General features: G+C 63.2%; 19 protein-coding genes. 6 read left to right on the top strand and 13 right to left on the bottom strand.

From position 1 onward, the window contains the following. On the top strand, positions 1-1,014 hold the full coding sequence (gene cmoB, locus RN347_RS06660) for a tRNA 5-methoxyuridine(34)/uridine 5-oxyacetic acid(34) synthase CmoB (RefSeq protein WP_311960629.1): 1,014 nt from the start codon (positions 1-3) through the stop codon (positions 1,012-1,014). 3 nt (positions 1,015-1,017) lie between these two features. Here cmoB and RN347_RS06655 read toward each other — a convergent pair whose 3' ends face one another. The 9 genes from RN347_RS06655 to RN347_RS06615 form a co-directional block, all read right to left on the bottom strand. After that, positions 1,018-1,692 (bottom strand): zinc metallopeptidase, encoded by a 675-nt coding sequence (locus RN347_RS06655; RefSeq protein ID WP_311960628.1) that lies wholly within the window; start codon positions 1,690-1,692, stop codon positions 1,018-1,020. An 86-nt stretch (positions 1,693-1,778) separates the two neighbouring features. Continuing rightward, positions 1,779-2,849, bottom strand: coding sequence for a phosphatase domain-containing protein (locus RN347_RS06650; protein WP_311960627.1), 1,071 nt, complete (start codon positions 2,847-2,849; stop codon positions 1,779-1,781). A gap of 62 nt (positions 2,850-2,911) precedes the next feature. Then, the gene (locus RN347_RS06645) at positions 2,912-3,475 is read right to left on the bottom strand and encodes a type 1 glutamine amidotransferase domain-containing protein (RefSeq protein ID WP_263584401.1); all 564 of its coding nucleotides are present in this window, start codon (positions 3,473-3,475) and stop codon (positions 2,912-2,914) included. A 209-nt stretch (positions 3,476-3,684) separates the two neighbouring features. Next, positions 3,685-5,118, bottom strand: a complete 1,434-nt coding sequence (gene cysN, locus RN347_RS06640) for a sulfate adenylyltransferase subunit CysN (RefSeq protein WP_311960626.1) — start codon at positions 5,116-5,118, stop codon at positions 3,685-3,687. A 1-nt stretch (position 5,119) separates the two neighbouring features. Continuing rightward, complete coding sequence (gene cysD, locus RN347_RS06635; RefSeq protein ID WP_263584403.1) at positions 5,120-6,082, bottom strand: sulfate adenylyltransferase subunit CysD; 963 nt, start codon at positions 6,080-6,082, stop codon at positions 5,120-5,122. A gap of 204 nt (positions 6,083-6,286) precedes the next feature. Next, positions 6,287-7,024, bottom strand: a complete 738-nt coding sequence (locus RN347_RS06630; protein ID WP_311960625.1) for a metallophosphoesterase — start codon at positions 7,022-7,024, stop codon at positions 6,287-6,289. Then, on the bottom strand, positions 7,024-7,470 hold the full coding sequence (locus tag RN347_RS06625; protein ID WP_263584405.1) for a DUF1249 domain-containing protein: 447 nt from the start codon (positions 7,468-7,470) through the stop codon (positions 7,024-7,026). Before RN347_RS06625 ends, RN347_RS06630 begins: the two co-directional genes overlap by 1 nt. Next, the gene (locus RN347_RS06620; protein WP_263584406.1) at positions 7,463-8,149 is read right to left on the bottom strand and encodes an NUDIX domain-containing protein; all 687 of its coding nucleotides are present in this window, start codon (positions 8,147-8,149) and stop codon (positions 7,463-7,465) included. Before RN347_RS06620 ends, RN347_RS06625 begins: the two co-directional genes overlap by 8 nt. Positions 8,150-8,229: 80 nt before the next feature. Then, positions 8,230-8,871, bottom strand: coding sequence for a TRAP transporter TatT component family protein (locus tag RN347_RS06615; protein ID WP_311960624.1), 642 nt, complete (start codon positions 8,869-8,871; stop codon positions 8,230-8,232). 196 nt (positions 8,872-9,067) lie between these two features. Between RN347_RS06615 and greB the strand changes: the two genes are divergently transcribed. The 4 genes from greB (at position 9,068) to RN347_RS06595 (ending at position 11,773) form a co-directional block, all read left to right on the top strand. Further along, positions 9,068-9,601: a transcription elongation factor GreB gene (greB, locus tag RN347_RS06610; protein WP_263584408.1), complete on the top strand. Its 534-nt coding sequence runs from the start codon at positions 9,068-9,070 to the stop codon at positions 9,599-9,601. Positions 9,602-9,688: 87 nt separating this feature from the next. Continuing rightward, the gene (locus tag RN347_RS06605; protein WP_311960623.1) at positions 9,689-10,048 is read left to right on the top strand and encodes a helix-turn-helix transcriptional regulator; all 360 of its coding nucleotides are present in this window, start codon (positions 9,689-9,691) and stop codon (positions 10,046-10,048) included. After that, entirely contained in the window at positions 10,045-10,461 is a 417-nt protein-coding gene (arsC, locus tag RN347_RS06600) for an arsenate reductase (glutaredoxin) (RefSeq protein ID WP_311960622.1), read from the top strand. The genes RN347_RS06605 and arsC overlap by 4 nt, the downstream gene beginning before the upstream one ends. Positions 10,462-10,465: 4 nt before the next feature. Continuing rightward, positions 10,466-11,773: an arsenic transporter gene (locus RN347_RS06595; protein ID WP_311960621.1), complete on the top strand. Its 1,308-nt coding sequence runs from the start codon at positions 10,466-10,468 to the stop codon at positions 11,771-11,773. Positions 11,774-11,776: 3 nt separating this feature from the next. On the opposite strand, the gene RN347_RS06590 is transcribed toward RN347_RS06595, so the two are convergent. From RN347_RS06590 to RN347_RS06575, 4 genes are all read right to left on the bottom strand, one after another. Continuing rightward, positions 11,777-12,502 carry an SIMPL domain-containing protein gene (locus RN347_RS06590; protein ID WP_311960620.1) on the bottom strand — a complete coding sequence of 242 codons (726 nt, stop codon included), beginning with the start codon at positions 12,500-12,502 and terminating at the stop codon, positions 11,777-11,779. 85 nt (positions 12,503-12,587) lie between these two features. Then, entirely contained in the window at positions 12,588-13,574 is a 987-nt protein-coding gene (locus RN347_RS06585; RefSeq protein ID WP_311960619.1) for a class I SAM-dependent methyltransferase, read from the bottom strand. Further along, positions 13,571-14,392, bottom strand: a complete 822-nt coding sequence (locus RN347_RS06580; RefSeq protein ID WP_311960618.1) for a methyltransferase domain-containing protein — start codon at positions 14,390-14,392, stop codon at positions 13,571-13,573. Before RN347_RS06580 ends, RN347_RS06585 begins: the two co-directional genes overlap by 4 nt. Positions 14,393-14,437: 45 nt before the next feature. Continuing rightward, positions 14,438-15,955, bottom strand: coding sequence for an amidase family protein (locus RN347_RS06575; protein ID WP_311960617.1), 1,518 nt, complete (start codon positions 15,953-15,955; stop codon positions 14,438-14,440). A gap of 136 nt (positions 15,956-16,091) precedes the next feature. Here RN347_RS06575 and RN347_RS06570 point away from each other — a divergent pair, with 136 nt between their 5' ends. Beyond that, positions 16,092-17,099 carry a substrate-binding domain-containing protein gene (locus RN347_RS06570; RefSeq protein ID WP_311960616.1) on the top strand — a complete coding sequence of 336 codons (1,008 nt, stop codon included), beginning with the start codon at positions 16,092-16,094 and terminating at the stop codon, positions 17,097-17,099. The last annotated feature ends 10 nt before the right edge of the window (positions 17,100-17,109 follow it).

Genomic DNA, 17,109 nt, shown 5'->3' with positions numbered 1-17,109 from the left:
GTGGCGACCCAGCTACCCGACGACCATCAGGCGCTCTACCGTGCGTTTCTCGATCAGGCCGCACACAACGACGCCCTGCTTGCCTGGCTTGCGCGCCTGCCCGAGCAGCTCAACCAGGGCCTGGATAAAAAACGCCACGGCGACCTCTCCGCTTGGGAAAAAGCGGCGAGAAAGCTGCCGACTCTGCCCCAGTCACGAACGGTCGAGCTTGAAAGTGACACCGTTCGCGTGGACGTCGCACTCGATGAGAGCCAGCGCCGCCAGTGTTTTAACCTGCTCAAAAAACTCGCGCCCTGGCGCAAGGGTCCATTCAACCTGAGCGGCATCGAGATCGATACCGAGTGGCGCTCGGACTGGAAGTGGCAGCGCGTGGCGCCGCACCTGTCCGATTTGAAATATCGCAAGGTACTCGATGTGGGCGGCGGCAGCGGCTACCACGCCTGGCGCATGGCCGGCGCGGGGGCGGCGTTTGTGCTGGTGATCGACCCGTCACCGCGGTTTTACTGGCAGTTTCAGGCGGTGCGCCACTTCGTTGGCGACGCCGATGGCAACCGCACCCACTTTCTACCGGTGGGCATCGAGGACGTGCCGGAGAACCTGGGGTTTTTCGACACCGTGTTTTCCATGGGCGTGCTGTATCACCGCGCCTCGCCTTTCGAGCACTTTAATCAGCTAAAAGCCGCGCTGGCACCCGGCGGCGAGCTGGTGCTGGAAACGCTGGTGGTCGAAGGCGACGAGCAGACGGTGTTCGTCCCCGGCGAGCGCTACGCGGCAATGCCCAACGTCTATTTTCTGCCCTCCTCGAAAGCGCTTTGCCACTGGCTGGAACGCTGCGGGTTCACCAATGTGCGCGTGGTCGATGAAGCCCCAACGACGCTCGATGAGCAGCGCTCCACCGAGTGGATGACCTATCAGTCGCTTGCGGATTTTCTCGACCCCGAGGACAGGTCGCGCACCATCGAAGGCTACCCGGCGCCGCGCCGCGCGGTGGTGATAGCGAACAAACCGGGTTAACGCTCAGCGGCGCAGAATCATTAGCCAACGGCCCAGATTTAGGATGCTGGCAAGCGAAGCCGCCACGTAGGTGAACGCGCAGGCAGTGAGCACGTGGCGGGCGCCGGTCATGTCAGAAGGCGGTACGTACTCTTTTAAAAGCGGCAGTGCCCGGTTGAAGCTGGCATCGAACTCCACCGGTAGCGTGACCAGATGAACCACCGCAGCGGTACCAAAGCTGATCACCGCCACGGCGATCACCGCGGCCAGCCCGCCAGGTAGGCGGGTGAGAAGGAACAGAAACGGCGCGGCCATCATCAAAAGCGCGCCGAGTTTCTCGGCTTTTTGCGCCACGCCCACCATGCGGCTTCGGGCAATCAGCGGCGCGTAGCCTTCAGCGTGCTGGAGAGCGTGTCCCACTTCGTGCGCGGCCACCGTTACGGCGGTGAGCGAGCGGCCGTTGAAGTGATCCGGCGAGAGTCGCACCACGCGGTCGATCGGATCGTAGTGGTCGCCCTGCTCGCTCACTTCCACACCGACATTTTTCAAATCGAAGCGGCGCAGCAAGTGACTTGCCAGCTCGGCCCCGGTGCCGGGGTAGTCGTCACGCCCTTTGGTGTGGCGCTTCAATACCCACTGCGCCCAGAGATTGGGCAGAAGAAAAATAGCCAGCGCCAGCGCGATCAGCAGTACGATCATGGTCAAGTGTCCAGGGCAGTCGCCGGATGACTGACCGTTGTACCACGACCGCACCTTGCGTGCACTGGCGGGGTGACTGATGAGGGTTAGAGACTCGCTTCTTGCGCCTCTTCCTGGCGATGCTCTCGCACGTCGCGCTTGACCGCTTCGAGCCCGCGGGCAGAAATGCGGCCCTGCTCGTAAGCGTGTTCGGCCATCAGCACGCTATCGGCGGCGAGAATCAGGTCGCAGTCGCTGCCCTTGAGCTCGTCGCGCAAACGCTGAATGGCCTCCTGACGCTTGGGGTCCTTGTCCACCCGACGAATATAGACCGCCTTGATGCGCCCGGGATAAGCCTTGACCACCTCGGTGTAGACCTCCGGGTCGTGCTGGCCGCTGTCGCCGATCAGCACACAGGGCATGTCGTCGTAGAGTGTCAGCATCCGGTCGATCAAGTCGCGCTTGTGATCCTCGGCCTTGCGCGGCCAGGGTTTGCGCCAGGAGATACCCCACTCACGCAAAAAAAGAATCGGCCCGACCGGAATGCGGTTGAGCTGGAAAAAGGTTTCGAGCATTTCGTAAATCGCCCAGGGCCCGCGGGAAACGTACAGGATGGGCCGCTCGGCCTTGTCGTTTTTGCCGCGGTAAAGCGACTGATAAAGCGAGGCGACGCCTGGAAACGCGGTACGACGATGGGGTTTGCGCACGAACAGCCGATAGAGCATTTTCAGCTTTTCCGCCACGCCAGTGAACATGACGGTATCGTCGATATCGCTGATCACCAACAGATCCGCCTCCGGCGGCGGCACGTACACCTCCGCGTTGGTACGCATGGGCGGGTGCCCGTCGGCGCGCACGAGAATATCGGCGCGATGCCAGGACACATCGATGGGTAAATCGCGCTCGATGGGAATATGGGCGTCGAAGTAGCCGTCACGGTCGGTAATCAGCGACAATTTGTTTTCACCGATACGAATTTCGACCTGCGCCTCCTTGAAGCCGCGGCGAAAGATGCGTCGAGCCACGTCCGCGGTATCACGTAAAATGCCGCGCCGGGGAATGGCGCGGCCGAGTGCCGCCTGTCGAAAGACGCGGCCCATGACGAAAACTTCCTTTTGCGACCCGTAGCCGCGGTAGGGATGCACCACCATCCCTCCGCGGCCGCTGTCACGCTTCATGGGCTTGGCGACAACGTGGACAAGCCGCTTAACGAAGCTTGCCCACGGGCTATACCATGGCATCAGGCGTGCTGACCCGAGTGCTTGCCTTCCTGAATTTCTTCAAGAAGCTTGGAGCAGAAAGCATCGAGGTCTTTCGGCGTACGGCTGGTGACAAGCGCTTCGTCGCAGACCACGGCTTCGTCGACCCAGTTCACGCCGGCGTTTTTCAGATCCTGCGCGATGCTGTGTACCGAGGTCATCTTGCGACCGTCGACCACGCCTGCGTTGATCAGAATCCAGGGCGCGTGGCAGATTGCGCCGACCGGTTTACCGGCCTGGAAGAACGCCTTGACGAAGCTCAGCGCATCGTCGTTGGTGCGAAGCTCATCCGGGTTGAACAGACCGCCCGGCAGCATTAGCGCATGGTAGTCGGACTCGGATACGTCTGATAACGCCTTGTCGGCGTCGTAGGTATCGCCCCACTCGGTTTCGGCCCAGGCACGAATACCCTTTCCATCGGGCGTCACGATGTGAACCTCGACGCCATTTTTTTGCAGCGACGCGCGCGGCACGCTGAGCTCGGACTCTTCAAAACCGTCCGCGGCCAGAATCGCAACGCGTTTACCATTCAGTGCTTGACTCATCGTGCTATCCTTTTCGTGATGAACATGTGCTTTAAACATACGTTGCTTCATCTCCTACAACGCCTAACAAGTGTGGCTCATCCTGTACAATCGTCAAGCAGTCAAACCACTTAAACCCCCGCTACCATCTCGTTATAAGTTGTACAAAAAAGCCGGCCCCGTCCGAAAACGGGGCCGGCTCGAGCGCCTGAAACGAGCGCAGGCTTGCTTTAGAACAGCTTGCTGATGTCGCGGGCGTCCCAGTGCGGGAAATGCTTACGCACCAGCGCGTTCAAATCGCGCTCGAAGGCAGCCCAGTCGGTGCCCTGCTCCTGCTCGCCTTGAGCGGCGACGCCGCGAATCATGCCGGCCCCCACGGTGACGTTGGTCAGCCGGTCGATGATGATGAAGCTCCCCGTCCCCGGGCTTGAGCGGTAGTCGTCCAGCGGGATGCTTGCGGTAAGTTCGACCTCGCAGCGGGCGATCGCGTTGAGCTCGAGCTGCTCGGCCGGATACTGCGCCAGCGTGTTCACATCGACCTGGTAATCGATGGCGCGCACCTGCCCCGAGAGATCGCGGGTGGCGAGCTTGAAGTCATAAAGCTTGCCCGGCATGAGCGCGTCTTCGTGCATCCACACGATGTCCGCCTTGAAGGCGTTGGAAAGCGCGATATCGGCGTGCGCATCGACCAGCCAGTCGCCGCGGGAGATATCGATCTCGTCATCGAGCGTCACGGTGATCGCCTGGCCCGGGTAGGCGGCGCTCAGGTCGCCATCGAAGGTGACGATGCGCTCGACCGTCGAGGTCTTGCCCGAGGGCAGCACCTTCACGCGGTGGCCCGGGCGCAGAATGCCCGCGGCGAGCGTGCCACAATAGCCGCGAAAATCGAGATTCGGCCGATTGACGTACTGCACCGGCAGGCGCAGATCAGTGAGGTTCTGGTCCTGGGTCAGCTCGACGCTTTCAAGAAGCTCGATCAGCGTGCGGGATTCATAGCCGGGGCCGAAGTACCAGGGCGTACGCTCGCTTTTATTGACCACGTTGTCGCCGGTCAACGCCGACAGCGGCACGAAACGAATGTCCGGCGCGTTCAGATTGGTGGCGAACTGCTGGTACTCGCGCTTGATCTCGTTGAAGCGCGCCTCTGAAAACTCGACCAGATCCATCTTGTTGACCGCGATCACCAAATGCTGAATACCGAGCAGGTCGGCGATGAAGCTGTGGCGTTTGGTCTGGGTCTGCACGCCATAGCGGGCGTCGATCAAAATCACCGCCAGGCTCGCCGTGGAGGCGCCGGTGGCCATGTTGCGGGTGTACTGCTCATGACCCGGCGTGTCGGCGATGATGAACTTGCGCTTGTCGGTGGAGAAAAAGCGGTACGCGACGTCGATGGTAATGCCCTGCTCGCGCTCGGACTGCAGCCCGTCGACCAGAAGCGCCAAATCAACCGTGTCCCCGGTGGTGCCGCTGGTTTTGGACGCTTGGGTGATCGCGGCGAGCTGGTCCTCGAAAATCATCTTCGAGTCGTGAAGCATTCGCCCGATCAGCGTGGACTTGCCGTCATCGACGCTGCCGCAGGTGATGAAGCGCAAAAGATCCTTGTTTTCGTGCTCCTGCAGGTACTGCTCGATGTTGTCGGCGATCAAATTCGACTGGTGTGCCATGTTAGAAGTACCCCTCGCGCTTTTTCTTCTCCATCGACCCGACCTGGTCGCGGTCGATGGCACGCCCACTACGCTCACTGGTGCGCGTCAGCAGCATCTCCTGGATGATCTCGGGGAGCGTGGCCGCCGTAGACTCGACAGCCCCCGTAAGCGGGTAACAGCCAAGCGTTCTGAAACGCACGGATTTTTGCTCCGGGACCTCACCGGGCGCCAGCGGCAGGCGCTCGTCATCGACCATTACCTGCATGCCGTCGCGCTCGACGATCGGGCGCGGGGCGGAGTAGTAAAGCGGCACGATCGGGATCGACTCCAGATAGATGTACTGCCAGATATCGAGTTCGGTCCAGTTGGAGAGCGGAAATACGCGAATCGACTCGCCCTTGTTGACCTTGGCGTTATAAGTGTTCCAAAGCTCCGGGCGCTGGCTCTTGGGATCCCAGCGGTGGTACTTGTCGCGAAAGGAGTAAACTCGCTCTTTTGCGCGCGACGCTTCTTCATCGCGGCGCGCCCCGCCGAAGGCGGCATCGAAGCCGTACTTGTCCAGCGCCTGCTTGAGCGCTTGGGTCTTCATGATATCGGTGTACTTGGCGCTGCCGTGATCGAAGGGATTGATGTTCGCCGCGCGCCCCTCTTCGTTGGTGTGCACCAGAAGCTCCATGCCCGCTTCACTCGCCATGCGGTTGCGAAACTCGATCATCTCGCGAAACTTCCAGGTAGTATCGACGTGCAAAAGCGGGAACGGCGGCGGCCCCGGGTAGAAGGCCTTGCGCGCCAGGTGCAGCATGACCGAGGAGTCCTTGCCGATGGAGTACATCATCACCGGATTGCTGAACTCGGCGGCGACTTCACGGATGATATGAATCGATTCGGCTTCGAGCTGTTTGAGGTGCGTCTGGCGCGCACCGTCGATCGCCACGGTGGGCTCGCGCCGTTCATCGACCGGCGCAGCGGTAATCTGGGTCATTGCCTACTCCCTCTCAAAGCACCGGGGTGCTGACTAACGGTGCCTGCAAACGGTGTTTGCCTGATGATCGTCACTGCAAGTAGGGTAACGCCGAAAAGTAATAACCTGAAAGAATTAATAACTATCTTTTTATTCTTTAAAAAACTATAGAAGTTCTTCTATAAGAACCAGAGCGCACGCAATGAGGAGCGCGAAAAAGGCGATCTACATGCCGACCCGCTCGATCCAGGTCTGCCACTCGCCGCCGCTGCGAAGCTCCACTACCCGATACCCGGGTCTTGAGGCTTGATCGACGGCGAACTCGAGGGCGCCGGGCATGAACTGATCCGCCAGCGCCGGGCAGCCATATACCGACACCTCATGATCGCCGAGAGCAAGCGTCTGCGCGAAGGCCTGGTGAGCATGGCCAAACAGCACGACGCAAGCCAGGGGAAAGCGCTCGAGCACCTGCCAAAAGGCGTCGCGATCGAGCAGGCCAATAGCGTCCATCCACGCGGCGCCCACGTCGACCGGCGGGTGGTGCAGGCCAACGACGGTAGGCTGCTCGCTCGATTCGAGCCGCTCGACGAGCGCTTCGAGCTGCTCAGCGCCCAACTCCCCGTGCGGTTTGCCCTCGACTCGGGTATCGAGCAGGAGCAGGCGCCACTCGCCGAGATCGACTTCGCTCAAAAGCGGGTGGCACTCGGCCATGAACTCGACTTGATCGTGGTTGCCGGGAATCCAGAACCAAGGGCACGGCAGGCGCGCCAGTGCCTGACAGGCGTGCTGATAGGAGACCAGGGTTTCGTCCTGGCTAACGTCGCCACTCAGCAGCACCACGTCCGGGCGCTCCTGGATGACCGCCTCCAGCACGCGCTCGAACTGACGCCAGGGGACGCCGGTGCGCGAGCGCGCGTGTTTATCGGCGTAGAGGTGGGCGTCGGTGATCTGAATCAGGCGCATCAAGGATACTCGGGAATATCGTAGGCGTGACCGTGGGTCAACCCATGAGCCAGCCACTCGCCCAGAAAGCGATTGAGCTGCAGCTTTTCATCGGGCTGGTGCATTTTGGCGTTGGGATAGCGGTAGCGGCCATTGAAGTGGCGCTGGCGCTGAAAGTCGGTCACCTCTGCCATGCGCACATCGTGATACAGGTGCACGCGCATTTTGGGTCCTTCCAGCACGCCGTCCAGCGGCCCACTTTGGGTGACCTCGACCATGGTGGTGTAGGGCGCCTGCTCCAGCACGGCCAGGTGAAGCGCGCCAAGCTCCCGCCCTTTGCTGTGTAGGGTGATATCGCGCTGCTGACCGGCGTCCATATCGCTCACCAGCCGCAGCAGGCGCGCGTAGTTGGCGCTGCACTCCCCTTGCAGGGATTTCAGGTCGGTGACGTAGGCGGCTCTAGCCATCTTCGCTCCTTTCGAATGGGGAAACAGGGGCCCTGGCGGTGGCGCGCAGTGAGGCGCGCTGGCCGTTCAACCAGTGAAGCCCGATCAAGCACATGGCGTTATCGAGGCGCCCCTGCTCCAAAAGCGCAAAGGCATCGGTAAAGCTGACCACGTGAACGCGAATATCCTCGTGCTCTTCATCGAGGCCATGAATACCGCCCATGCCGGCGGTGTCGACCAGCCCGCAAAAAAGCGTTACCCGCTCGTTGCAGGCACCGGGGCTCGGGTAGTAGGTGTGAAGTTTGGTCAGCGCGCCCACTTTGCAACCCGCCTCCTCCCGGGATTCACGCCGGGCCACGTCCTCGAGGGATTCGTTCTCCTCGACCAGCCCCGCCACCAGTTCGAGCTTCCAGGGCGAGCGCGGGTCATCGATGGCGCCGGCGCGAAACTGCTCGACCAGCACCAGCGCATCGCGATGCGGGTCATAAAGCAGCACGCCCACCGCGTCGAAACGGCTATGAATCTCGCGGCGCATGGAGCTGCTGTAGCCGCCCTCGAAAAGACGGTGGCGTAGCGTCAGCGCCTCGAGCCGGAAAAAGCCCTGATAGAGCGTTTCCCGCGTCTCGAGCTCGACATCGGCACGCGTGAGTTCGGGGGCCGCAAGCTTGCTCGCCTGCGGCGACGTAAGGCTGGACGCCATAAGGCACTCCCGGTTGGCACAATCGCTCTATTATCAATGCTCGGTGCCGGGAATGCCAATTTGAGCGCTTGAGCGCGGGCTTAGAGCGCCTGAAGAAAGGCCTGGGCTTCGCGGCGCAGCGCCTCGTCTGACAGCTGACGGTTTTCACGCGCAGTGCCCTCGACGGCGCGGGTGGCGTACTCGCGGGCGCCCTGGATATCGCCCTCCTCCTTCAGAAACGCTGCGTAGTAGAAATTGACGTCGATCCCGTTCGGGCGGATCTCGAGCGCGCGCTGAAACATGCGCTCGGCGGTATCGCTGTTGCCGAAACCGAGCGGTCTGCCCGGTGCGCGGTCATAGAGCGCGCCCAGCGTCACGTAGGCCGAGGCGTTGCTGCCCTGCGGGTCGAGCTCGATGGCGCGCTCGAGCACGGCACGCGCCTCTTTCGCGCTGGCCAGCGCCCCCAGCCCGCCGCGCTCGCGCGCGTAAGACGCTAAAATGATGCCCTGCCACACCAGCACGTCCGCCTCGTTTGGGTTTTGACTTGCAAGCGCTTCGGCCTCATCACTCAGCGCCTCAAGCGTCCCCTGACGCTGATTGGCCGGAAGCTCCGTCACCGTATGTTCCCAGCGGTTTTTGAGCGAAAAGAGTTCGTCCTGGTAGGCGCTAGCGGCGAGCGGCGAAAGCGCGAGCGCCCCGCCGAGGGTCACTGCCAACAGCCAGCGAGAAGTGTACGTGCGCATGAAAAGCTCCTTGGTTGTTTTTGTGAATGTTTTTATTGCCCGATCGAGGCAGCCATCGGGCGGCCCAACGGGGGCCCTGCCAAATAATGTAACGAACGTTTGAATGACTCGCCAGCGCTTTGCCCAGAATAATGCCATTGGGCGCGCCGGCGCTTTCGATTAAGCTTGGGCACTCGAACGCAAGGAGTGACACCGCATGAAAGGCCGCAATATGACACGCTGGCGTGACCCGGCCAAGGACCCGCGCCAGGAGCCCAAGAGCAACCTGATCACCGCCCAGGGTGCCGAGCGGCTGCGCGGCATTCTCGACCACCTTTCACGGGTAAAGCGCCCGGCGCTTTCGACCAAAGTGGGCGAAGCCGCCGCGCTTGGCGACCGCTCGGAGAACGCCGACTACACCTACAACAAGAAAGAGCTCAACCGGGTGATCGCGCGCATCCGCTACCTGACCAAGCGGCTCGACGAGCTGCAGGTGGTCGACCGCCTGCCGGCGGATACCGACAAGATCTTTTTCGGCGCGTTCGTAAGCCTCGAGGACGACGACGGCGAAGCGCTCGACATTCGTATCGTCGGCCACGATGAGATCGACACCGACAAGCGCTGGATCAGCGTCGACGCGCCCATGGCGAAAGCGCTGCTGGGTAAGGAAGTGGACGACGAGATCACCGTACAAACGCCGACCGGCGAGGCCTTCTATACCGTGACTGACGTTCGCTACGCCAACCCCTGACCGCACAACGCGATCCGCACCGCCGCCAGTTCATGAACATTCAATGAAACACTTGCCAACGAATAATATGTCCATAATACTAGACATATGGAAATAAACGATGCCACCTTAAGTTTTAGCGCGCTCGCCCAGCCCACTCGCCTGGAGGCTTTACGCCTGCTGCTACGCCACGAGCCCGAGGGGCTGGCGGCGGGAGAACTGGCCCGGCGGCTGAACGTGCCTCACAACACGCTATCGGCCCACCTCGCGGTACTTGGTCGAGCAGGCTGGGTAAGTTCGCACCGCGAGAGCCGCTCGATCATCTATCACGCAAGCCCCGGGCACATGCAACAGGTCATCGCCTATTTGATCAGCGACTGTTGTAACGGCGACCCCGCGCTCTGCGCGCCGCTGATCGACACGCTTTCCCCTTGCCACTCATCCTCCCCGCAGGAGCCTTCCTCATGACCCCATTGATCTATCACAACCCACGCTGCGGCACCTCGCGCAATACGCTGGCCATCCTGCGCGCCTCGGGTGAAGAGCCGGAGGTGATCGAGTACCTGGAGACCCCGCCGAGCCGGGAGCGGCTGATCGAATTGATCAAACTGATGAAAATTACGCCGCGGGCGCTGCTGCGCCAGAAGGAAGCGCCCTATCGCGAGCTCGGCCTTGAAGACCCCACCGTGGATGACCAGGCCATTATCGATGCCATGCTCGATCACCCGATTCTGATCAACCGCCCAATCGTTGTGACCGACAAGGGCGCGCGGCTTTGCCGGCCCTCGGAGCAGGTGTTCGAGCTGCTGGACAACCCAGTGGCGTCATTCACCAAGGAGGATGGCGAACGCGTGGCGCCCGCCTCCCAGGCGAATAACTGACACCATGCTGGCACTGTCGATTTTCATCGCTACCCTAGTGCTGGTGATCTGGCAGCCCAGGGGGCTTGGCATTGGCTGGAGCGCGCTGGGCGGCGCACTGGTCGCGCTCGTCACTGGGGTCGTTGCGCTGGCGGACGTGGCGGTGGTGTGGCATATCGTTTGGGACGCCACCTTCACCTTCGTGGCGCTGATCGTCATTTCGCTGATTCTGGATGAAGCGGGCTTCTTCGCCTGGGCGGCGCTGCACGTGGCACGCTGGGGCGGCGGCCGCGGGCATCTGCTGTTTCCGCTGGTCGTTTTGCTGGGCGCAGTGATCGCCGCCTTTTTTGCCAACGACGGCGCTGCGCTTCTGCTCACGCCGATCGTGCTCGCCATTCTGCTGCGCCTGGAGTTCACGCCGCCAGCGGCGCTGGCCTTCATCATCGCCACCGGGTTCGTTGCAGATACCACGAGCCTCCCGCTGGTGATTTCCAACCTGGTCAATATCGTCACCGCCAACTACTTTGGCATCGGTTTCGACCGCTATGCCCAGGTCATGGTGCCGGTCAACCTGGTATCGCTTGCCGCTACGCTCGGCGTGCTCTGGCTCGCGTTCGGGCGTCGCATCCCCGCCCGCTATCCGATTGAAAAGCTCGAAGCGCCGCGTTCGGCGATAAAGGACCCGCTGGTATTTCGCGCCGCCTTTCCGCTTCTGGCGCTGCTGATGGTGGCTTATTTCGTGACCGCTCCGCTGGGCGTTCCCATCGCGCTGGTCACCGGCGCCGCCGCGCTTTCGCTGATGGCACTCGCCGGGCGGTGGTGGCGCGGCGGTCGCGAAAGCAAAGTGTCAGTCTCTCAAGCGCTACACGGCGCGCCCTGGCAGATCGTGCTGTTCTCGCTGGGCATGTACCTGGTGGTGTATGGGCTGGGCAACGCCGGGCTCACCGACTACGCGGCGCGGGCGCTTGAGTGGCTTGCGGGCCAGGGGAGCGTGGTTGCCACCGTCGGCACCGGCTTTCTCGTTGCGGCGGTCGCCTCGATCATGAACAACATGCCGTCGACGCTGGTGGCGGCGCTGGCCATCGACCAAGCCCAGCTTCCAGAGCTGACCCGGGAGCTGATGATCTACGCCAGCGTCATCGGCAACGACCTGGGGCCGAAATTCACGCCCATCGGCAGTCTGGCCACACTTCTCTGGCTGCACGTACTGGCACGCAAGGGGGTGCGCATCGGCTGGGGGCAGTACATGAAGGTGGGGCTTCTGATCACCCCACCGGTCTTGCTGGCAACGCTTTTAGCGCTGGTCTTTTGGCTGCCGCGGGTATCGCCGTAGCGCCTACTCGAGAGCGTAGTCGACGGTGGTGACTACCCGCACACGCTTGATCTGCGGCGTGTAGCTGTCGAGATCCTCGATCGAAAAGTAGCCCTGGGTGGCGCTGGTGATCCCGCCCACCGCGCTTTGGGAGTCCTCGGCAAACTGCTGGGCGGCGCTTCTGGCATCCGCCGTGGCCGCGGCGATCATCTCCGGCTTGATCGCATCGAGCCCGGTAAACAGGAACTCGGTGCGGTACTCGTAGCTTGGCGAGAGCAGCACGCCGTCGCGCACCAGCCGCGTAGCCTGAGGTACCGCCTCGATGACCTCTTCTACCCGATCGGTGCGCAGCAAAAGCGTCGCCTCGGCGCGAAAGCGCTCGTCCGGGCGCTCGCCGCCGTAGGTGTTGGCGTACTGGTCGGTGATGCGTGCCGGCGTCATGCTGATCTCGCTGGCCTCGAAGCCGCGCTCGGCGAGAAAATCGCGCACTCGTGCTTCGTCGTCGGAAAGATGCCGTTCAAGCTCGGCCAACGTGTCGGCGGTGACCGTATAGTTGAGCGGCCAGAGCACCAGGTCGGCGGCCACCTCCCGCTCGGCGAGCCCGCGCACGGTGACGCTGCGCGACGAGTGCTGCCACACCTCGGCGGCGCTTTTCAGGTAGCTTCCGCCCCAGCCAAGCCCCAGGGCCACGAGCCCGCCCAGCGCCACCGCGCTTGCCAGCGCCCCGATACCGCGCGTTTTCACGGCCATACGTCTCTCCTCACAGGATTCAACACGTCTTGATCGCTTTTGGACCGCGGCGCGATCCAAAAGCGCCGCGCAGGCGCTAAAACAATCACGCCCCCGCGCGGTAGACTCTGAAGCGACGGTTATCCGCCAGCGTCTCGAACTCGCCCATCGCGCGCTTTAAAAGCTCCGGGTAGGGCAGAAAGCCGTTGGCCACCAGCACGAGCTCACCGCGTGGGGTCAGATGCTCGCGAGCCTTTTCGATCAGCCGCGCGCTCGGCCCAAAACTGATATCACGCTCCTGGTGAAACGGCGGGTTGCTGACGATCAGATCGAAACGCTCGCCGTCGAGTTTCGAGTAGACGTCGCTTTCGAGCACCCGCGCCGAGAGCGCGTTGGCCGCCAGCGTCCGCTCGGTCGCCTGGACGGCGAAGGCGCTGACATCGACGGCACTCACCTCATGGCCGCGCTTGGCAAGCCAGGCGCTGATGATGCCGTCACCGCAGCCCATGTCGAGCACGCGCAGCGGCGTTTTGAGACCGCGCGAATCGAGGGCTTCGATCAGCAGCGTGGTGCCCTCGTCCACCTTGCCGTGGCCGAATACGCCCGGGTGGCTGGCAAGCGTCAGCTCACCGGCGGTGAAGGTCGTCCAGGCGGCGTCCGGATCACCAAGCGCCCGGGTGCGCGTAGAGTAAAGCGTGCAGCGCCGGGCGTTGTCGAGCTTGTCCCACTTAAGGCCGCGCTCGTCGAGCCACTTGGGCACGCGCTTGATGCCGCCCTGATGCTCGCCGACGATATCGACACTCGTGCCTTCGGGCAGCACCTGGCAGAGCCAGTCGAGCCACCAGAGGCCGAGCTGATGTGCCTTGGGCCAGAACAGCACTACCTGGCCTTCGAGTTCGATGGTCGGCTCGAACGGGCTGAACGCCGCCTTCTGGTGGGTCTGCCAAACATCGCGCAGAGCGACGCTGTCGCTGACCATGCTAGCGCTGTGGTGAACGAGCCACTCGTCGCGCCCGGGGGCAACCGGGCACAGCGCGGTGTGATCGCCGTAGTAGCGTTGTAACAGCTGGCAGGCGGGAAGTTGGGCACTCATGAATCAGTCTCGGGTTGGGTCAATGGTTTGGTCAAGGTGTACAGAAGGTAGCGCCCCAGCCGCCAGTGCGGCTCAGCGCGGCAGTAGGCTTTTTCCAGCGCCAGGAGTGTGGCTTCTTCGGCCGCGCTCGCCGGGGGCTTGCGCAGGTAGTCCTGAAAAATGCGGATGCCCGCCGCCTGAGAGAGCGCAAGGCCGTTCTCCTCGGCCCAGGCACTGATCTGATCATGCGTCACCGGCGAGATCGGCGTCAGCCGCTGGCGCCTGCCCTGGCCTTCGAGCCGGTCGCTGAGCGCCTTTTCCAGGTTCCCCTTTACGGCGTTGGAAAAGCGCAGCGCATCGCGGTTGAACACCATGAGACTCAGCTGGCCGCCCGGAGCAAGCAGCCCGGCCAGCGTCTTGACCGCGCCACGCGGCTCGCCCAGCCACTCGAGCACGGCGTGGCAGGTAATCAACGGCCAGGGGCCGGGGGCCTCACAAGCCAGCGCCTGAAGCGGAGCCTGAAGGTACGTAATGGCGTCGTCCGGAATCGCATCGCGCTCGGCGTGCCAGCGCCGGGCGTAGTCGAGCATGTCGCCGGAAGGCTCGGCCAGCGTCACCGCATGGCCGCGCTCGGCGAACCAGGCCGCCTGCTGGCCCAGGCCGCCGCCGATATCGAGCACCGGCTGGGCTTCGAGGGCGAGCATTTGCGGCAGCAGGTAATCGAGCATTTTCAAGCGCAGCTCGCCGCGGGGGGCGTGGTAAAGCGCGCGGGAGAACTTCTCGGTCATGCCGTCGAAGTAGCGATCGCCCGCCCCGGTCAATTCATAATGTGAGTGCATGGTGTGCGTGCATACGTCCGACGAGCCGAATCAAAGCGGTGTAGTTTACGCGTGTTGCGCCGAAAACGCCTGCAATGGCAGATGATGCTGCCAGTTGTCGCGCTGCTCCAGCTCATGGGCGAGCTGTAAAAGTGCTCTGTCCTCACCAAAGCGCCCGACGATTTGCACGCCGATCGGCAGGCCCGCGGCATCGCGATGAAGCGGCAGCGACATGGCGGGCTGGCCGGTCAAATTCGCCAGCTGAGTAAAGGGTGTGCGCGCGAGCGCCTCCATCGCCAGGTGCTTCAACGCCCCGGCCCGCAGCGCCAGTCGGGAAAGCCCGGGCACCGCCAGCAGCGACAAAAGCCGCTCTCTGGTACGGCAAGGGTATAGCTCACCAATACGCGGGGCGCTTGACGCCGTCACCGGCATCACCAGTGCGTCAAACCGCCGATGAAACGCGCTCATTTGTTCTGCCGCCACGAACCATTCGCGCCGGCCCAGCTCGTACTCTCTGGCCGAAAGCCTGGCGCCGAGTCGACCGATGGCCCGCGTGGCCGGTTCGATATCGAGACGGCGACGAGAGATACCGGTTTTCCGGCTAACCCACGAAAGATCCGCGGCGACCTGGCCGAGATAGAGCGTCAGGTAGCTGCTGGCCAGGTGGGCACCGTCGACCGGCGGGTCGCACCAGCTCACCTCGTGGCCCATATCGGCCAATGTTTTCGCGGCGTGTTCGACGGCCTTGCGCGTTTCTGGATCGAGCGTCGTGCCAAGGCTTTGGCTTAGCGGCTCGCCAAGCGACACCGCGATGCGCCGTTTTGGGCCCGGTGATGACAGCGCGCTCAGATAGCCGGTTTCCCGAGCAACCGGATACGGGCCGCTGGGGCCGGCACCGTTGATGTGCTCCAACAGCGCGGCACTATCGCGCACGCTTTTGGTGATAGCGTGCTCGACTACTGCGCCCTGCCACACCTCGGCCTGAGCGGGTGGGAGCGGCGTGCGCCCGCGGGTCGGCTTGAAACCGAACAGACCGCAGTAGCTTGCCGGAATGCGGATCGAGCCACCGCCATCGGCGGCCAGCGCCAGCGGCACCAGGCCACCAGCCACCGCCGCCGCGGCGCCACCGCTGGAGCCGCCCGGCGAATGACCCAAACGCCAGGGATTGTGCGGATGGGGAAACGCTTTCGGCTCGGTAATGGCCATCAAGCCAAACTCCGGCGTCGCGGTTTGACCCAATACCACGAGCCCCGCCTGCCGCGCTCGGGTGATGAGCGGCGAATCTTCAAGGGGGCGCCACTCGGCGAGCGAAGCGCTCCCCGCCGCCAGCGGTTCACCGGCGATCGCCATCAATAAATCCTTGGCAAGCGTCGGCACGCCCGCAAAACAAGCGTTCTGATCCACGACGCGGCTTTCGCGGCGCGCCTGCTCGAAGCGGGTACGCACCACCGCGTGAAGCGCCGGATTGAACCGCTCGATCGCCTCGATGGCTACCTCACAAAGCGCGTCACGGCTCACCTCGCCCCGGCGCACGAGCTCGGAAAGCCCCGTGGCATCGAATGTCTGGTACTCCTCCACCTTCATCGAACGCCTCCCCAACCGGCCCACTCTCACGAAAGCCTACTCTACCACCATTGGCGATATTGCCCAGGGCGGCCGAACGCGATAACGTTAGCGCTCCCAATGGGAACGTTCCCAAACACCTTATGGTGGCCCGTTAATGACGATTTCCCGCGCGACGCTCATTGAAGTCGCCCGAGAGGCGAACACCTCGAAAACCAGCGTTTCGCGTTTTTTCGGCCCGGAGCGCGACAAGCTTTCCCCAGCGCTCAAGGCGCGTATCGACACCGCCGCGCGAACGCTTGGCTATCAGCCCAACCTGATGGCGCGCGGGCTAAAAGGTGGCGGCACTCAGCTTTTGGGCATGCTCGTCGCGGACATTCGAAACCCGTTTTCCGTGGCCGCCGTGCACGCCGTCGAGCAGGCCGCGCGCGCTCGTGGCTACTCGCTCATCGTCTGCAATACCGGAAACGACCCGAGCCAGGAGCAGCGCCACCTGGCGCTTTTAACGGCCTACCAGGTCGAAGGCTTGGTGGTCAACGCCGTGGGCGCCCCTCACCAGGCGCTCGACTCGCTCACCCATACCGGCGTGCCGGTGGTGCTGCTGGACCGGGAAATCCCCAGCGTCAGCCGCGCCGTGGTCGGGCTGGACAACGCGCTTGCCATCGACACTGCCCTGGATCACCTGGTCGCGCGAGGCTACCGCCAGGTGCTCTACGTCACCAACGACCCGGCCACCGCCAGCGCCCGCCGAGAGCGCTTGGAGCGTTTCATCGACCAAAGCGCTGCGCGCCAGCTGACCGCGCACGTTCAGTCGAGTCTCGATCCCGCAAGCCTTTACCCGGCACTGGAGGCGCTCAAAACGCCTTCATTCCACGCGCCCGTCGCGGTGCTTTGCGCCAACGGCACCGCCACGCTCAGCGCAGTGCAGGGCTTTCAGGCGCAAGGCCTCCCCCTGGGCGCCGTGGGCCTGATGGGAATCGACGAGCTCGACTGGTGCGCTCTGGTCGGCCCAGGCGTCACGACCCTCGCGCAGCCGTTTGATGCCATCGGCGAGGCGGCGATCGCGCGCCTGCTCGACCCGCCTGACACGCGCATTACCGACCGCCACGCGCCGCATCTGCTCGCGCGAGGCAGCACGATCCATCCCGATTTCCCTCTCATCTGATCCTTTGGAG

This window comes from Halomonas sp. PAMB 3264 (assembly GCF_031954245.1).
In the GTDB taxonomy this organism is placed as follows: Bacteria; Pseudomonadota; Gammaproteobacteria; order Pseudomonadales; family Halomonadaceae; genus Vreelandella.
The sequence above is the reverse complement of the archived record's forward strand: the minus strand, read 5'-3'. Positions and strand labels throughout refer to the sequence as shown.